Origin of the sequence: Cellulomonas fimi (assembly GCF_028583725.1) — a bacterium.
In the GTDB taxonomy this organism is placed as follows: domain Bacteria; phylum Actinomycetota; class Actinomycetes; order Actinomycetales; family Cellulomonadaceae; genus Cellulomonas; species Cellulomonas fimi_B.
Genome location: NZ_CP110680.1, coordinates 3,742,164 through 3,756,672 on the forward strand (window position 1 = coordinate 3,742,164; position 14,509 = coordinate 3,756,672).

The 14,509-nt window shown below is 74.5% G+C and carries 12 protein-coding genes; 3 read left to right on the forward strand and 9 right to left on the reverse strand.

Annotated features, from left to right (window positions below):
• On the forward strand, positions 1-792 hold the full coding sequence (locus tag OOT42_RS16840; protein ID WP_273652303.1) for an HD domain-containing protein: 792 nt from the start codon (positions 1-3) through the stop codon (positions 790-792).
• 97 nt (positions 793-889) lie between these two features.
• On the opposite strand, the gene OOT42_RS16845 is transcribed toward OOT42_RS16840, so the two are convergent.
• Positions 890-1,411, reverse strand: a complete 522-nt coding sequence (locus OOT42_RS16845; RefSeq protein WP_273652304.1) for a DinB family protein — start codon at positions 1,409-1,411, stop codon at positions 890-892.
• Between the two features lie 196 nt (positions 1,412-1,607).
• Here OOT42_RS16845 and OOT42_RS16850 point away from each other — a divergent pair, with 196 nt between their 5' ends.
• Positions 1,608-1,898 carry a WXG100 family type VII secretion target gene (locus OOT42_RS16850; protein WP_124341363.1) on the forward strand — a complete coding sequence of 97 codons (291 nt, stop codon included), beginning with the start codon at positions 1,608-1,610 and terminating at the stop codon, positions 1,896-1,898.
• A 69-nt stretch (positions 1,899-1,967) separates the two neighbouring features.
• The gene (locus tag OOT42_RS16855) at positions 1,968-2,246 is read left to right on the forward strand and encodes a DUF4031 domain-containing protein (protein ID WP_273652305.1); all 279 of its coding nucleotides are present in this window, start codon (positions 1,968-1,970) and stop codon (positions 2,244-2,246) included.
• A 12-nt stretch (positions 2,247-2,258) separates the two neighbouring features.
• Here the strand turns inward: OOT42_RS16855 and atzF are convergent, their stop codons facing one another.
• The 8 genes from atzF to urtA all read right to left on the reverse strand — a co-directional run bounded on the left by atzF (position 2,259) and on the right by urtA (position 14,287).
• Complete coding sequence (atzF, locus tag OOT42_RS16860; protein ID WP_273652306.1) at positions 2,259-4,184, reverse strand: allophanate hydrolase; 1,926 nt, start codon at positions 4,182-4,184, stop codon at positions 2,259-2,261.
• Positions 4,185-4,346: 162 nt separating this feature from the next.
• Positions 4,347-7,994, reverse strand: coding sequence for an urea carboxylase (gene uca, locus OOT42_RS16865; RefSeq protein ID WP_273652307.1), 3,648 nt, complete (start codon positions 7,992-7,994; stop codon positions 4,347-4,349).
• A 319-nt stretch (positions 7,995-8,313) separates the two neighbouring features.
• Positions 8,314-9,081 carry a GntR family transcriptional regulator gene (locus OOT42_RS16870; protein WP_273652308.1) on the reverse strand — a complete coding sequence of 256 codons (768 nt, stop codon included), beginning with the start codon at positions 9,079-9,081 and terminating at the stop codon, positions 8,314-8,316.
• A gap of 202 nt (positions 9,082-9,283) precedes the next feature.
• Entirely contained in the window at positions 9,284-9,979 is a 696-nt protein-coding gene (urtE, locus tag OOT42_RS16875; protein ID WP_273652309.1) for an urea ABC transporter ATP-binding subunit UrtE, read from the reverse strand.
• The gene (urtD, locus tag OOT42_RS16880; RefSeq protein WP_273652310.1) at positions 9,979-10,893 is read right to left on the reverse strand and encodes an urea ABC transporter ATP-binding protein UrtD; all 915 of its coding nucleotides are present in this window, start codon (positions 10,891-10,893) and stop codon (positions 9,979-9,981) included. Before urtD ends, urtE begins: the two co-directional genes overlap by 1 nt.
• The gene (urtC, locus tag OOT42_RS16885; protein ID WP_273652311.1) at positions 10,890-12,053 is read right to left on the reverse strand and encodes an urea ABC transporter permease subunit UrtC; all 1,164 of its coding nucleotides are present in this window, start codon (positions 12,051-12,053) and stop codon (positions 10,890-10,892) included. Before urtC ends, urtD begins: the two co-directional genes overlap by 4 nt.
• The gene (urtB, locus tag OOT42_RS16890; protein ID WP_273652312.1) at positions 12,050-12,934 is read right to left on the reverse strand and encodes an urea ABC transporter permease subunit UrtB; all 885 of its coding nucleotides are present in this window, start codon (positions 12,932-12,934) and stop codon (positions 12,050-12,052) included. The genes urtC and urtB overlap by 4 nt, the downstream gene beginning before the upstream one ends.
• 90 nt (positions 12,935-13,024) lie before the next feature.
• Positions 13,025-14,287: an urea ABC transporter substrate-binding protein gene (gene urtA, locus OOT42_RS16895; protein WP_273652313.1), complete on the reverse strand. Its 1,263-nt coding sequence runs from the start codon at positions 14,285-14,287 to the stop codon at positions 13,025-13,027.
• Positions 14,288-14,509 lie beyond the last annotated feature (222 nt).

Sequence of the window (14,509 nt, forward strand, 5' to 3'; positions counted from 1 at the left end):
ATGGGCGTCCACGACGCACCCCAGTGGCTGTTGTCCGCGTTCCAGCGCAGCGCACAGGGAGCCGGAGCGACAGCGACGACGGAGGAGATCCGCGACGTCGGGCAGTCGCTCGTCGACAGGTGGTCCGCACCCGGCCGCGACTTCCACAACCTCCGCCACCTCGTCGACGTGCTGGTCCGGGTCGACGAGCTCGTCGAGGAGACGCACGAGCCCGACCTCGTCCGGCTCGCCGCGTGGTACCACGGCGCGATCTTCGACTCGGCCGAGCGCAAGGCGTACGCCAACCGTGGCGGCGAGGACGAGATCGCGAGCGCCCGGCTCGCGGTCGACGAGCTGACGCGCCTCGGCGTGCCCGAGCGTGCGACGCAGCGCGTGCACGACCTCGTCGTCGCGCTGGTCCGGCACTCCCCCGACCCGGCCGACTTCGACTGCGCCGTCCTGTGCGACGCCGACCTGGCGATGCTCGCCGCGGAGCCGCAGCGGTACAAGGCGTACCTGCACGACGTGCGCGCCGAGTACTCCCACCTGCCCGTCGAGGCGTACGTGCGCGCCCGGCTCAAGATCCTCGACAAGCTGCTGCGCCGGCCGTCGCTGTTCTCGTCGCCCCTCGGCGCCGCGTGGGAGGAGCCCGCGCGGCAGAACCTCTCGGCCGAGAAGCAGCGGCTCGAGAAGGAGCTCGCGAAGATCGACGCCGAGGCGCTCGCCGCGCAGCACGCCGACACCGCCACGCTCGCGGCGTCCGACGACGCGGCCGCGCAGGCCGCCGTCCGCGCGTCGAGCGGCGACCGGTAGGACGCTCCTCGACGACCACGGTCGAGCGGGGGCCGGGTCGGCGCAGGCCGACCGTCCCGGTCGGACGCTCCGTCGGCTCCGGACGCCCCGTCGTCCCCTACTCGCCGGTCGTGCCGTCGGCCAGCTCGCGCGCGATGTCGAGGTGCCCGGCGTGACGTGCGTACTCCTGCAGGACGTGGAAGGCGATCCACGCGAGCGTCGGGGTCGGCGTGGAGTCGAACCGGCCGCCGAGCGCGGCGCGGGCGTCGAGCGGCGTCGAGGCGAGGACCGCCGTCGTCCGCCGGCCGCCCGCGTGCAGCCGCGTCACCAGGTCGGCGGCGGTCACCGCGTCGGCGACGTGCCACCGCGCCCCGTCGGCACCTCCCGCGTGGTCGCCCCACGGGTCGTCGACGTGCTCCCCGAGGAAGCCCCACACGAACCAGCGACGCTCCATGTGCACGAGGTGCGCCAGAAGCTGCACCGGGGTCCACCCGGACGGGAGCAGCGACGTCCGCAGCTGCTCCGCGGTGAGGCCGACGGTCTTCCGCTCGACGGCGCCGCGGTAGTAGTCGAGGTAGGCGACGAGCTGCGCGGCGGGGTCGGCGGAGTCGACCCGGGGTTCGACGTCGGAGACGGCCATGGGGAGAACGTAGCCGCGCCCGCACGACGCGCGGGCGGGACGCAGGCGCGCCGCCGAGCCGTCCACAGCCCCCGGTGCCGTCGGGTGCGTCCACCGGTCGCGACGACCTGGTGCGCCGGTCACCGCGGTGCTCCCTAGCGTCGTGGCTCACGAGGTCGCGTCACGAGGGCCGACCTGTCGAGCCAGGAGGATCCGCATGAGCAGGTACGAGGTCGACAGCGCGCACGTCGCGCAGGCGGCGGCGGGGGTGCAGGCCCGCGCGGCGTCGATCCGCAGCGAGGTCGCCGCGATGCACCGGCAGCTCGCCGATCTCCAGGGCACGTGGCGCGGGTCCGCCGCGACCGCGTTCGCCGGCGTGGTCGCGAACTGGTCGTCGACGGAGGCCCGGCTCGAGCAGGCGCTCGACCAGATCAGCGCCGCGATGCACAGCGCGGCGCAGACGTACGCCGACGCGGAGGCCCAGGCATCGCGGCTGTTCACCGCCTGACGGCCACCACGGACGGGGCGGGACGGGTCGACGACGCGGTGGCACGACGGGGCACCTAGGCTCGGTCGTGTGACCGTGCTCGTCGACCCGCCGCTGTGGCCCCGGCACGGCACGACCTGGGCGCACCTCGTCAGCGACACGTCGCTCGACGAGCTGCACGCGTTCGCGGCGCGGGCAGGGCTCCCCCGGCGCGCGTTCGACCTCGACCACTACGACGTGCCGGACGAGCGGCTCACCGAGCTGGTCGCGCTGGGCGCGCAGCCGGTCAGCGCGGGCGAGCTGATCCGGCGGCTCCGGGCGTCGGGCCTGCGTGTCCCGGCACGCGACCGCGGCGGGCACCGGCACTGACCGGCGCGGTCGTCACGCCCCGGCTCGCAGGGCGGCGACCCAGCCGCCCGCCCACGTGATGTCGGCACCTGTCAGTCCCGCCTCGGCGGTGCAGCCGAAGCCCACGACCCAGGTGCCGTCCTCGAGCTCGACCTGACCGAGGTTCATCGGGCCGGGCAGGCCCGCGAGCAGACGACCGAGCGCGCCCGGCGAGACCCGCCAGACCTCGCCCGCGATCGGCGCGCCGTGCCCGGGACCGACCCGGACGAGGCCCGGCTTGCGCGGGGTCGTGGCGAGCGCGACGAGGCGGTACGCGTCGGACGTGCGGACGGTCGCGACGTACCGCGCGCCCAGGTCCTCGAGCTCGCCGTGGAGCGGCTGGCCGCGCAGGTGCGCGCCGACGACGAGCACGTCGACGCCCACGTCGACCACGAGCGGGGCGGAGACGGGCGACGAGGTGTCCGCGGGAGCGGGAGCGGCGGGTGAGGAGGGTTCATGGGTGCGGTGCAGGAGGCGAGCCGCGAGGTCGAGGGCGAGCTGGTCGTCGAACGCGCGGGCAAGGACGGTCACGCCGAAGGGACCGCCGTCGGCCTCCCCCGCCGGAACGGCGACGGCGGCGAGGTCGAGGAGGTTGACGAAGTTCGTGTACGTGCCGAGGCGGCGGTTGAGGCCCACCGGGTCGGCCTGCACGGCGGCGATCGTGGGGTGCTCGGTGGTCGTGGGCAGGAGCAGGAGGTCGCACCCGTCGAGCGTGTCGAGCGCCTCCGCGCGGGCGGCGGCGAGGCGGGCGCGGTCCGCGACGTACGCGTGCGCGGGGACGTCGCGGCCGGCGCGGATGATCGCGGCGACGGTCGGGTCCGCGTCGGCCGGGTCCGTGTCGAGGAACGCGCCGACGGCCTCGTAGCGCTCGGCGACGATCGCGCCGTCGTAGAGCAGCGTGGCGGCGTCGAGCATCGCCGAGACGTCGACGGTCCGGGTGCGGGCGCCGGTCGCGACGACGGCCGCGACGGCCTCGTCGAACGCGGCACGCCAGCCCGGCGACAGGACGACGAGGTCCTCGGCACGCGGGACGCCGACGACAGGTGTGGTCCGCAGCGCGAGCTGAGCGTCGGCAGGCCAGGTGCGTCCCGACGGGTCCGACGAGTGCGGGCCGACCATGAGCCGGGTCGCGAGAGCGCCCAGCGCGAGGTCACGCGTGAACGTGGTGACGACGTCGTACGTCCGGCATGCGGGGACGACCCCGGCCGTCGGCACGAGACCCACCGTCGTCTTGATGCCGACGATCCCGTGGAACGCGGCCGGCACGCGGCCCGAGCCCGCGGTGTCGGTCCCGATGCCGACGTCCGCGACGCCCAGCGCGACCGCGACGGCCGAGCCCGAGCTCGACCCGCCCGACACCCGCTCCGGCAGCGTCGCGTGCCGGACCGCGCCGAACGGGCTGCGGGTGCCGACGAGGCCCGTCGCGAACTGGTCGAGGTTCGTCTTGCCGAGGACCACCGCGCCCGCGTCGACGAGCCGCTGCACGGCGGGGGCCGTGACGGTCGCCGCTCCGGGGCGTCCGGCCGGCGACGTCGCGTACGAGGGGCACGCCGCGGTCGTCGGCAGGCCGGCCACGTCGACGTTGTCCTTGACGGCGAGCACGACGCCGGCGAGCGGCAGGTCCGCACCGGCCGCGACCCGCGCGTCGACGTCGGCGGCGGCCGCGAGCACGTCGGCACGGTCCACGAGGGTGATCCACACCTCCGGCCGGTCCACCGCGTCGAGCCGCTCGAACGCCGCCCGCGCCCGGCGCACCGCGGCCCCTGCCGCTGCCGTCGAGCCGTCGAGGCGCGACCGCCCCGGGTCGCCGCTCGCGTCGGCCGCGGAGCCGTCGAGGCCCGACCGCCCCAGGTCGCCGCTCGCGTCGACCGCCGAGCCCGTCCCCACCACGTCCACCACGTCGTCCACCCTCCCCGTCACTTGGCGACCCTGACACGTGCTGCCACGGTCACGCCTCTGCGCCCGTCACCCGCGCCCCACCGGGCCGGTGCCGTCGCGGCCGGACGCGCGGCTCGGCGTCACAGGCCCACCGCGAGGATCGCGAGGGGCGGGCCACGTCGCGGGCGGCCGCACGGCTCCGCGTCACGGGCCCACCGCGAGGATCGCGAGGGGCGCGCCGGGCGCGACCTGCTGACCGGGTGCGACCAGGACCTCCAGGACCCGCCCGTCCGCGGGTGCGACGACACCGAGCTCGAGCTTCATGGCCTCGAGCGCGACGAGCAGGTCGCCCTCGCGGACCTGGCTGCCCGACGCGGCCTCGACGCGCCACACGCTGCCGACCATCGGCGCCTCGACGAGCACGTGCCCGTCGGCGAGCTCGATCTGCGCGGCACCGGCGAGGCCCGCACCGGCCGGACCCGCGTCGGGTGCCGGCTCGTCGTGCGCGTCGAGCTCTCCGGCGGCGGCCCACGCGGCACGCTCGTCGGCGAACGCGGCGGCCTGCCGGGACTGGAACGTCGCGATGTCGTCGGCGTGCGCGGCGAGCAGGTCGAGGTGCTCGCGGTAGGAGAACGTGCCGTGCTCGACCTCGACGTCGAGGCGTCCGGCGGCGAACGCGGCCCGCTGCTCGAGGAGCTCCGCGGCGCCGACGGGGTGCCAGACGACGCGGTCGAAGAACCGCAGCAGCCAGGGCTTGCCGGGCTCGAACACGCCGCGCTGACGGTGGCCGGACCAGATGGGCACGGTCCGCCCGACGAGCTGGTAGCCGCCGGGCGAGTCCATGCCGTAGACGCACAGGTACTGCCCGCCGAGCCCGACGGTGTCGGCGGCGGTCCACGTGCGGGCCGGGTTGTACTTGGTCGTCATGAGGCGGTGGCGGGGGTCGAGCGGCACGGCCAGCGGGGCGCCGAGGTAGACGTCGCCGAGCCCGAGGACCAGGTACTCGGCGCTGGTCATGGTGGCGAAGACGTCGTCCGTCGACGGCAGCCCGTTGATGCGGCGGACGAACTCGATGTTCGACGGCAGCCACGGCGCGTCGGGCCGGACGCCGGCCTGGTAGCGGTGCACGGCGTCGGCGATCACGGGGTCGTCGAACGACAGCGGCAGGTGGATGCGGCGGCTGGGGACGACGAGGTCCGCGGTCGCGGGCAGCGTGGCCTCGAGCTCGACGAGCACCGCGACGAGGGCGCGGACGGACAGGGCGTCGGGGTCGACGTGCACGTGCAGCGACCGCACGCCCGGCGTGATGTCGACGATGCCGGACAGGTCGCGTGCGCGCAGCGCCTCGCCGAGCGCGTGGACGCGCATGCGGAGGCCGAGGTCGAGCACCATCGGCCCGTACTCGACGAGCACGTTGTCGTCGCCGCCGCGCAGGTAGACGACGTCGGGGGTGCCGAGCGGGTCGTCCGGGTCGCCGGGGACACGCGCGAGCACGCCGTCGTCGCCGTCGGGCCCGGTCGCGAGCGCGGACGGGACGGTGGCGGCGGCACGCAGGGCGTCGGACCCGCGCAGCGCGTCGGCGGTCGCCTCGGGGACGGGCACGAGTCGGACGGTGTCGCCCGGGCGGATCTGGCCCATCTTCCAGCGGTGCCCGGCGACGACGGTCACGGGGCACGCGAACCCGCCGAGGCTGGGCCCGTCGGGGCCGAGCAGGATCGGGGTGTCGCCCGAGACGTTGAGCGCACCGACGGAGTACGGGTTGTCGTGCAGGTTCGACGGGTGGAGTCCGGCCTCGCCGCCGTCGGGCCGCGCCCACTGCGGCTTGGGTCCGGTGAGGCGGATGCCGGTGCGGTTGGCGTGCGTCTGCACCTGCCACGTCGCGTCGTACAGCATCCGCATGTCGTCGGGCGTGAAGTACGTCGGCGCGGGCTGCGGCCCTTCCTGGACGGCGACCTCCCACGCGTGCACGAGCTGCGGCCGGTCCTCGACGGGCACGGGCGCGACGGGCGGCGCGTCGGACGGGACCACGGCCGGGACGAGGGTGTCGCCGAGCGCGAGCGCGCGGCCGGTGTACCCGCCGAACCCGCCGAGCGAGAACGTCGACGCGGACCCGAGGTAGAGCGGTACGTCGAGCCCGCCGCGCACGAGCACGTAGGTGCGCAGGCCCGCACCGGAGGGTGCGCCGACATCGAGCACCGACCCCGCCGGCACGACGACGGGTTCCCACTGCGGCACGGGCTCGCCGTCGACCGTCACGGGCGCGTCGGCGCCGGTCACGCAGACGACCGCCTCGTGACTGAACCGCAGGCGCGGGCCGGTGAGCGTGCACTCCAGGCCGGGCACGCCCTCGGGGTTGCCGAGCGCGCGGTTGCCGAGCCGGAACGACAGGTCGTCCATCGGTCCGGACGGCGAGATGCCGACGTCCCAGTGCCCGAGCCGTCCGGGCCAGTCCTGCACGGTCGTCATGACGCCGGGCCGCTCGACCGCGACGTGCGGCTCGTCGTCGACGACCCCGCCGAGCGTGCCCGTCGTGTGCGTCGCGGCGCGCACCGCCGGGTCGGCGACGGCGGCGCGCAGCAGCGGCAGGTTCGTCTGGAGGCCCGACATGCGCGTGTCCGCGAGCGCGGCGGCGCACGCGTCGAGCGCGGCGTCGCGGTCGTCGGCGTGCACGATCACCTTGGCGAGCATCGGGTCGTAGAGCGTCGTGACCTCCTGCCCGGTCTCGGCCCACGCGTCGACGCGCACCCCCGTCGACGGGTCGGGGTAGACGACCTCGGTGAGCAGGCCGGCGCTCGGCTGATGGTCCTTGCGGGGGTCCTCGGCGTAGACGCGCGCCTCGATCGCGTGGCCGCGGATCGCCGGGCCGGCGTCGGGGACCTCGTCGAGGAACGACGCGTCGCCCTGCGCGAGGCGGATCATCCACGCGACGAGGTCGACGCCCGTGACGGCCTCGGTCACGGGGTGCTCGACCTGCAGGCGCGTGTTGACCTCGAGGAACGACACCTCGCCGCGGTCGACGTCGTACACGTACTCGACGGTCCCGGCGGACCGGTACGCGACGGACGCGGTGAGCGCACGCGCCGACGCGTGCAGCTCCGCGCGGACGGAGGACGGCAGCGCGGGTGCGGGGGCCTCCTCGACGACCTTCTGGTGGCGGCGCTGCAGCGAGCAGTCGCGGTCGCCGAGGCTCACGACGCGACCCGCGCCGTCCCCGAAGACCTGCACCTCGAGGTGCCGTGCGTGGGCGACGTACCGCTCGAGGAACACCCCGGCGGACCCGAACGACGCGGCGGCGATCCGCTGCACGCGGTCGAACGCCGCGACGAGCTCGCCGGGGTCGGCGCACGCCTGCATGCCGATCCCGCCGCCGCCCCCGACCGCCTTGACCATCACCGGGTAGCCGACGACCTCGGCGGCGGCCAGCGCGTCGGCCACGCTCTCCAGGAGGCCCGAGCCGGCGACCAGCGGCACGCCCGCGGCGCGGGCGGCCTCGCGCGCCTCGTGCTTGTCGCCGAACACCGACAGGTGGGCCGGCGTCGGCCCCACGAACGCGAGCCCGGCGGCCTCGACCTGCGCGGCGAACGCCGCGTTCTCGGACAGGAACCCGTAGCCGGGGTGGATCGCGCCCGCACCGGTCTCGGCGGCGGCGTGCAGGACGAGCTCGGTGCGCAGGTAGCTCTCGGCGGCCGGCCCCGGACCGAGCCGGACGGCCTCGTCGGCGAGCCGGACGTGCGGGACGGCCGCGTCGGCGTCGGAGTAGACCGCGACCGTCCGCAGGCCGAGGTCGCGCGCGCTGCGCAGGATGCGGACGGCGATCTCGCCACGGTTGGCGACGAGCAGGGTGTCGAACACGGCGTCCCCCCGGTGCGGTCGTCGGACCGGCCGCACCCGCGGCCCCGACGGCGGCGGATCACGATCGGCGGGTGTGTATACACCCCGGTATCCCGCACGCTACGAACCGGTTGTTTCCCACCCCACCGCCCCGCGTAAACGTCGCGTTACGACCCGCCGCAGCCTCCCCCACTCGCGAGCGACGCGACGACCCGGGCCTGGTGACCGCGCCGGCGCCGGAACCGGTCACAGGCCCCGGGTCGGCGGGGCGGGGGCGGGCGACCGGCGGACCACCGCGAGGGCGCGGGAGGCGTCGCTGGGTGGGCGACAGGTCGCGGGGTCAGCCCGCGAGGGCCATGCGGGTCATGGCGCTGGTGGCGCGCTCCATGACGACCTCGAGGGACTCACCGACGTGCTTGTGCAGCGCGGTGAGCGCCTCGGGGAGGCGGCGCTCCAGGACGAGCTCGACGATCTCGATGTGCTCGTCGATGGTGAGCGCGATCCGGCCGGTCTCGACGAAGTCGTGCATCCGCACGGCCCGGATCTTCTGGTTGACGGTGACGAGCGCGTCGGTGAGCTGCGCGTTCCCCGACGACCGCGACAGCGCCTGGTGGAACCGCTCGTCGAGCAGCACGAACGACGGGTCCGGGTCGGGCGGGGCGTCGCGCAAGGCGTACCAGCGACCCAGCTCCTCACGGAGGATCGCCTCGTCGTGCCGGACCGACGGGTTCTCGATGGCGCGCGCGATGCCGCGCAGCTCGAGCGTGATGCGCAGCTCGTAGAGGTTGCGCAGGTCCTCCAGGCTCGGGACGACGACCGCGTACCCGTAGTCGGTGCGCTCGACGAGCCCGTCGGACAGCAGCCGGGACAGCGCCTCGCGCACGGGCGTGCGGGACACGTCGAACGCCTTGCCGAGCTTGGGCTCGGTGAGCCGCTCGCGCGGGGAGATGCGGCCGTTGAGGATGTCGTCGCGCAGCCGGTGGTAGACGACCTCGCGCAGCGACCGGGCCTCGGCGGCGGCCTCGTCGGACGTCCCTCCACCCGGGGCGGGACCCGCGCCGGCGGCCGGGTCGACGGCCGTGGACGGGCCGGTCAGGCCGGTGCTCATGCTCACGGAGCCTAGTCCTCCCCCTCGCCGCGTCCTGGCCGCGACGTTCCCCCGCCGGCCACGGTCCTCGCCGCCGACGTGGCACGGGCGAGGACCGCGACCCGCACCGCCGACCTGCCGTCGCCGGCCCTCGGACGCGCCGCCGTCGTCGTGCCGGCCCCGACCCGAGCACGCGTTGCCGCCGTCATGTCCCCGCCGACGGTCACAGGGCCATCGCCGCCCGCACGTCGGCCTCCTGCTCAGCCCCGCCGGACCCGGTGCTCGTGACGCGGCCGGACTCGAGCACGTAGTACCGCTGGGAGGCGGCGAGCGCGAAGCCGACGTGCTGCTCGACGAGCAGGACGGTGAGCCCGCGCTGCGCGGTGAGCGTCGCGACGGCGTCCTCGATCTCCTGCACGACGGACGGCTGGATGCCCTCGGTCGGCTCGTCGAGGACGAGGACGCGCGGACCGGTGACGAGCGCCCGCGCGATCGCGAGCTGCTGCCGCTGACCGCCCGACAGCAGCCCGGCACGGCGGGAGAGCAGCCCGCGCAGCGCCGGGAACAGGTCGAGCGCGTCGTCGACCCGGGACGCCCCGGCCGACCCGGCGCCGTCGGCGACGAGCTGGAGGTTCTCGCGCGCGGTGAGCTGCCCGAAGGACTGCTGACCCTGCGGCACGTACGCGAGGCCGCGGCGGACCCGCTGGTGCGGGCGCAGGCGCGTGACGTCGTCGCCGTCGAGCGTGACGCGACCCGACCGGACCGGCAGCAGCCCGACGGCGGCGCGCAGCAGGGTCGTCTTCCCGGCGCCGTTGTGGCCGAGCACGGCGGTCACGCCGCCGTCGGCGACGGACACGTCGACGCCGTGGACGACGGACGTGCGCCCGTACCCGACGTGCACCCCGGTGAGCTCCAGCATCACGACACCTCCTTCGACGACGCCGACGCCGGCGCGCGAGCGCCCGCGTCCCGGCCCAGGTACACCTCGACGACCTTCGGGTCGGCCTGCACCTGCGCGACGGACCCCTCGGACAGCACCGACCCCTGGTGCAGGACGGTCACGGACGACGCGAACGCCCGCAGGAACTCCATGTCGTGCTCGACGACGACCACGGTCCGCTGCTCGCCGATGCGCTGCAGGAGCCGGCCGGTCTGCTCGCGCTCGGACTGGGACATGCCGGCGACGGGCTCGTCGAGGAGCAGCAGTCGTGCGTCCTGGACGAGCAGCATGCCGATCTCGAGCCACTGCTTCTGGCCGTGCGCGAGCACCCCGGCGGGCACGTCCCGCACGTGCCCGAGCCCCACGGTGTCGAGCGCGGCCTCGACGTGCTCGGGCACGTCGGTCCGGCGGCGCAGCATCGACCACGGGCGACGCGACGCGCCCGCGGCGATGTCGAGGTTCTGGAGCACGGTGAGCTCGTCGAACACGGACGCGGTCTGGAAGGTCCGGCCGACGCCCGCCCGGGCGGTGCGGTGCGAGGCACGCCCGACGAGCTCGACGCCGCCGAACCGCGCCGACCCGGTCGCGGGTGCGAGTCCGGTGAGGGCGTCGACGACGGTCGTCTTCCCCGCGCCGTTGGGGCCGATGAGGAACCGCAGGTCGCCCTGCGTGACCGTGAGGTCGATGCCGTCGACGGCGACGAACCCGTCGAACACGACCCGCAGGTCGCGGACCTCGAGGTAGTCGTGCCGGAACCGCTCGCCGGGCGCGGCGATGACGGCCTCGAGCGCCTCGGTGTCGAGCCCGGTGGTGCCGTCGACCGGGACCGCGTCGGCCGGGTCGGAGCCGCGCGTGTGCGTCGGCGGCGCGGCGTCGTGACGCTCGGGGCTCATGCGGTCCTCCCGCTGACGGCGGGGTCGTGGACCCCGGACTCCTGGTCGTCGTTGCGCGGCGCGTCCCGCAGCACCGGGTCACCCCCGTCGTCGCCGCTGTCGCCCGAGCCGGCCCCGGACCCGCCGCGGCGACGCCGCCAGACCTGGCCCAGCGAGGCCAGCCCGTTCGGCAGGAACGCGACGACGACGATGAACAGCGCACCCTGGAAGTAGGTCCAGAACGACGGGAACGACTCGGACAGGCTCGTCTCGGCCCACGAGACGCCGATCGCACCGAGGACCGGTCCCAGCAGCGTGGCCCGACCGCCGATGGCGACGCCGACGAGGAACGCGATGGACGGCACGACGCCGACGTCGGCGGGCGAGATGATCCCGACGATGGGCGTGAACAGCGCCCCGCCGATCGCGGCGAACGCGGCGGCGACGGTGTAGGCGACGACCTTGACGAGCGCGGGGTCGTAGCCGAGGAACCGGACGCGGTTCTCCTGGTCGCGGACGGCGACGAGCAGCTCGCCGTAGCGGGATCGCATGAGCAGCCGGACGGCGGCGACCATGAGCAGCAGCACGACGGCGGCGATGTAGTAGAGCATCCGCTTGTTCACGGGGTCGGACAGGTCGTAGCCGAAGAAGCCCTGGAACCCGTTGAGGCCGTTGGTGCCGCCGGTGACCTTCTGCTGGCCGATCAGCAGGATCGCGAACGCGGCGGCGAGCGCCTGGGACAGGATCGCGAAGTAGGCACCGCGGACGCGCCGCTTGAACACCGCGAGCCCCAGGAGCGCCGCGAGACCGGCCGGGAGCAGCAGGATCGCCAGGATCGTGACGACCGGCGACCGGAACGGCTCCCACCACCCGGGCACGGTCCCGTCGCCGTAGAGCAGCATGAAGTCGGGCACGCCGCCCGGGCCGGCGTCGGCGAGCTTGAGGTGCATCGCCATGAGGTAGCCGCCGAGCCCGAAGAACACGCCCTGCCCGAGCGTGAGCATCCCGCCGCGGCCCCACGCGAGGCCGATGCCGACGGCGACCATCGCGAGGCACAGGAACTTGCCGAGCAGGTTGAGCCGGAAGTCCGACAGGACGGCGGGTGCGACGCCGAGCAGCAGCGCGGCGGCGAGCAGGAACCCGCCCCAGACGCGGGCGCGCGGACCGAGCCGGGCGCTCATGCGAGGCTCCGGGTCCGCACGGAGACCAGGCCCTGCGGCCTGACCTGCAGGAACGCGACGATGATGACGAAGACGAGCACCTTGGCGAGCGACGCGGTGGTCGAGTACTCGATGCCGGCCTGCAGCAGCCCGAGCCCGACGGCCGCGATGACCGCGCCCTTGAGCTGGCCGATCCCGCCGACGACCACGACGAGGAACGCGTCGACGATGTAGTTGGTGCCGAGCGTCGGGCCGATCGACCCGAGCAGCGTGAGCGCGACGCCCGCGACCCCGGCGACGCCGGACCCGAGGAAGAACGTGAGCCGGTCCGTCGCCCGGGTCGAGATGCCCGACGTCTCCGCGAGGTCCCGGTTCTGCACCGTGGCGCGGATGCGGCGGCCGAGCGGCGTGAACCGCAGCGCGAGCGACAGCGCGACGACCGCGAGGACCGCGAGCGCGAGGATGAACAGGCGGGTCCTCGGGATGCCCACCCCCAGGATCTCGACCGCGCCCGACAGCCAGGACGGCGCCCGCACGTCGACGTTCGGCGCCCCGAAGACGTCCCGCGCGGCCTGCTGGAGCACGAGCGCGACGCCGAACGTCACGAGCAGGGTGTCAAGCGGCCGCTTGTACATGCGGGAGATGAGCGCGACCTCGAGCAGCAGGCCGAGCAGCCCGCCGACGAGGAACCCGATCACGAGCGACACGAGCAGCGAGACGCCCGCGTCGGCGATCACGCCCTGCACGACGAACGCGGTGTACGCGCCCGCCATCATGAACTCGCCGTGCGCCATGTTGATGACGCCCATCTGACCGAACGTCAGCGCGAGCCCGAGCGCCGCGAGCAGCAGCACCGACCCGAGGCTGAGCCCGGCGAAGAGCTGGGAGACGAGGGCGTCCATGCGCGGCCCGTCCTTTCGTGTGGTCCGGGGACGAGGGGCGGTGGCGCCCCGACGCGCGTGCGTCGCGCCGGGGCACCACCGGTCAGCGGGTCAGGACAGGTCCTCGGCCCACTCGTAGCCCTCGAGGAACGGGTCCGGCTCGATCGGGCCGTCGGACGACCACTCGGTGTAGATGAGGCCGTCGGGGCCGATCTTCCCGATGAGCGCGGTCTTGGCGATGTGGTGGTTGTCGCCGTTCACGGTGACGGTGCCCTCGGGGGCGTCGAACGACACCCCGTCGGCCGCCTCCTGGATGTCCGCGACATCGAAGGACTCGGCCTTCTCGACCATGCCCTTCCACAGGTAGAGCGACGTGTACGCGGCCTCCATCGGGTCGCTCGTCACGCGGTCGTCGCCGTACTTGGCCTTGAACGCGGCCACGAAGTCGGCGTTCTCGGGGCTGTCGACCGTCTGGTAGTAGTTCCACGCGGTGAGCTGGCCCTCGATGTTCTCGATGCCGATGCCGCCGACCTCCTCCTCCGCGATCGACACGGAGACGACGGGCAGCGCGTCGGCGGTGAGGCCGACGTTCTTGTACTCCTTGAAGAACGCGACGTTGGAGTCGCCGTTGAGGGTGTTGAACACCGCGTCGGCGCCCGAGCCCTTGAGCTTGGTGACGATCGTCGCGAAGTCGGTGTGGCCGAGCGGCGCGTACTCCTCGCCGACGATCTCGACGCCGTTCGCCTCGGCCCAGGCGACGATCTCCTTGTTGGCCGTGCGCGGGAACACGTAGTCCGACCCGACGAGGAAGAGCTTCGTCTTGCCCTGCTCCTTGAGGTACTCGACCCCGGGGAGGATCTGCTGGTTGGTCGTCGCGCCCGTGTAGAAGATGTTCGGCGACGCCTCCAGGCCCTCGTACTGGACCGGGTAGAACAGCAGCGCGTCGTTGCTCTCGAAGACCGGGAGCATCGCCTTGCGCGACGACGACGTCCACCCGCCGAAGACGGCCGCGACGCAGTCGGACTTGATGAGCTTCTCGGCCTTCTCCGCGAAGACCGTGGGCTCGGACGCGCCGTCCTCGCCGACGACCTCGAGCTGCTTGCCGAGCACGCCGCCGCCGGCGTTGATCTCCTCCGCCGCGAGGTCGAGCGCGTCACGCACGGTCTGCTCGGAGATCGCCATCGTGCCCGACAGCGAGTTGAGGAAGCCGATCTTGATCGAGTCGCCGGAGGTGTCGACGCACGACGCGGAGCCCGACGCGCTGGAGTCGCCGGAGGAGCCTGCGTCGGTCCGGGAGCCGCAGGCCCCGAGGGCCAGGACGAGCGCGACGGCGGCCGGAGCGGCGAGCGCGCGGGTGGTGAGGAGTCTGGTCAACGGACGTGCCTTTCGCTGGGGACGAGCTCACGGACGAACCGGACGAGGCACGAGGACAGCCGCAGGCACCGCGCTGTGTCCCGAGGTGTATACATCCCTGTGCCCATGCCCGCAGACGCTAGGGACGGGATGTTTCCGCCAGCCCCCCGCCCGCGTGAACGGTCTGTTTCGCCCAGGTCCCGGTTCGGCCACGACGGTCGGCCCGTCGAGCGCGGTCACGTC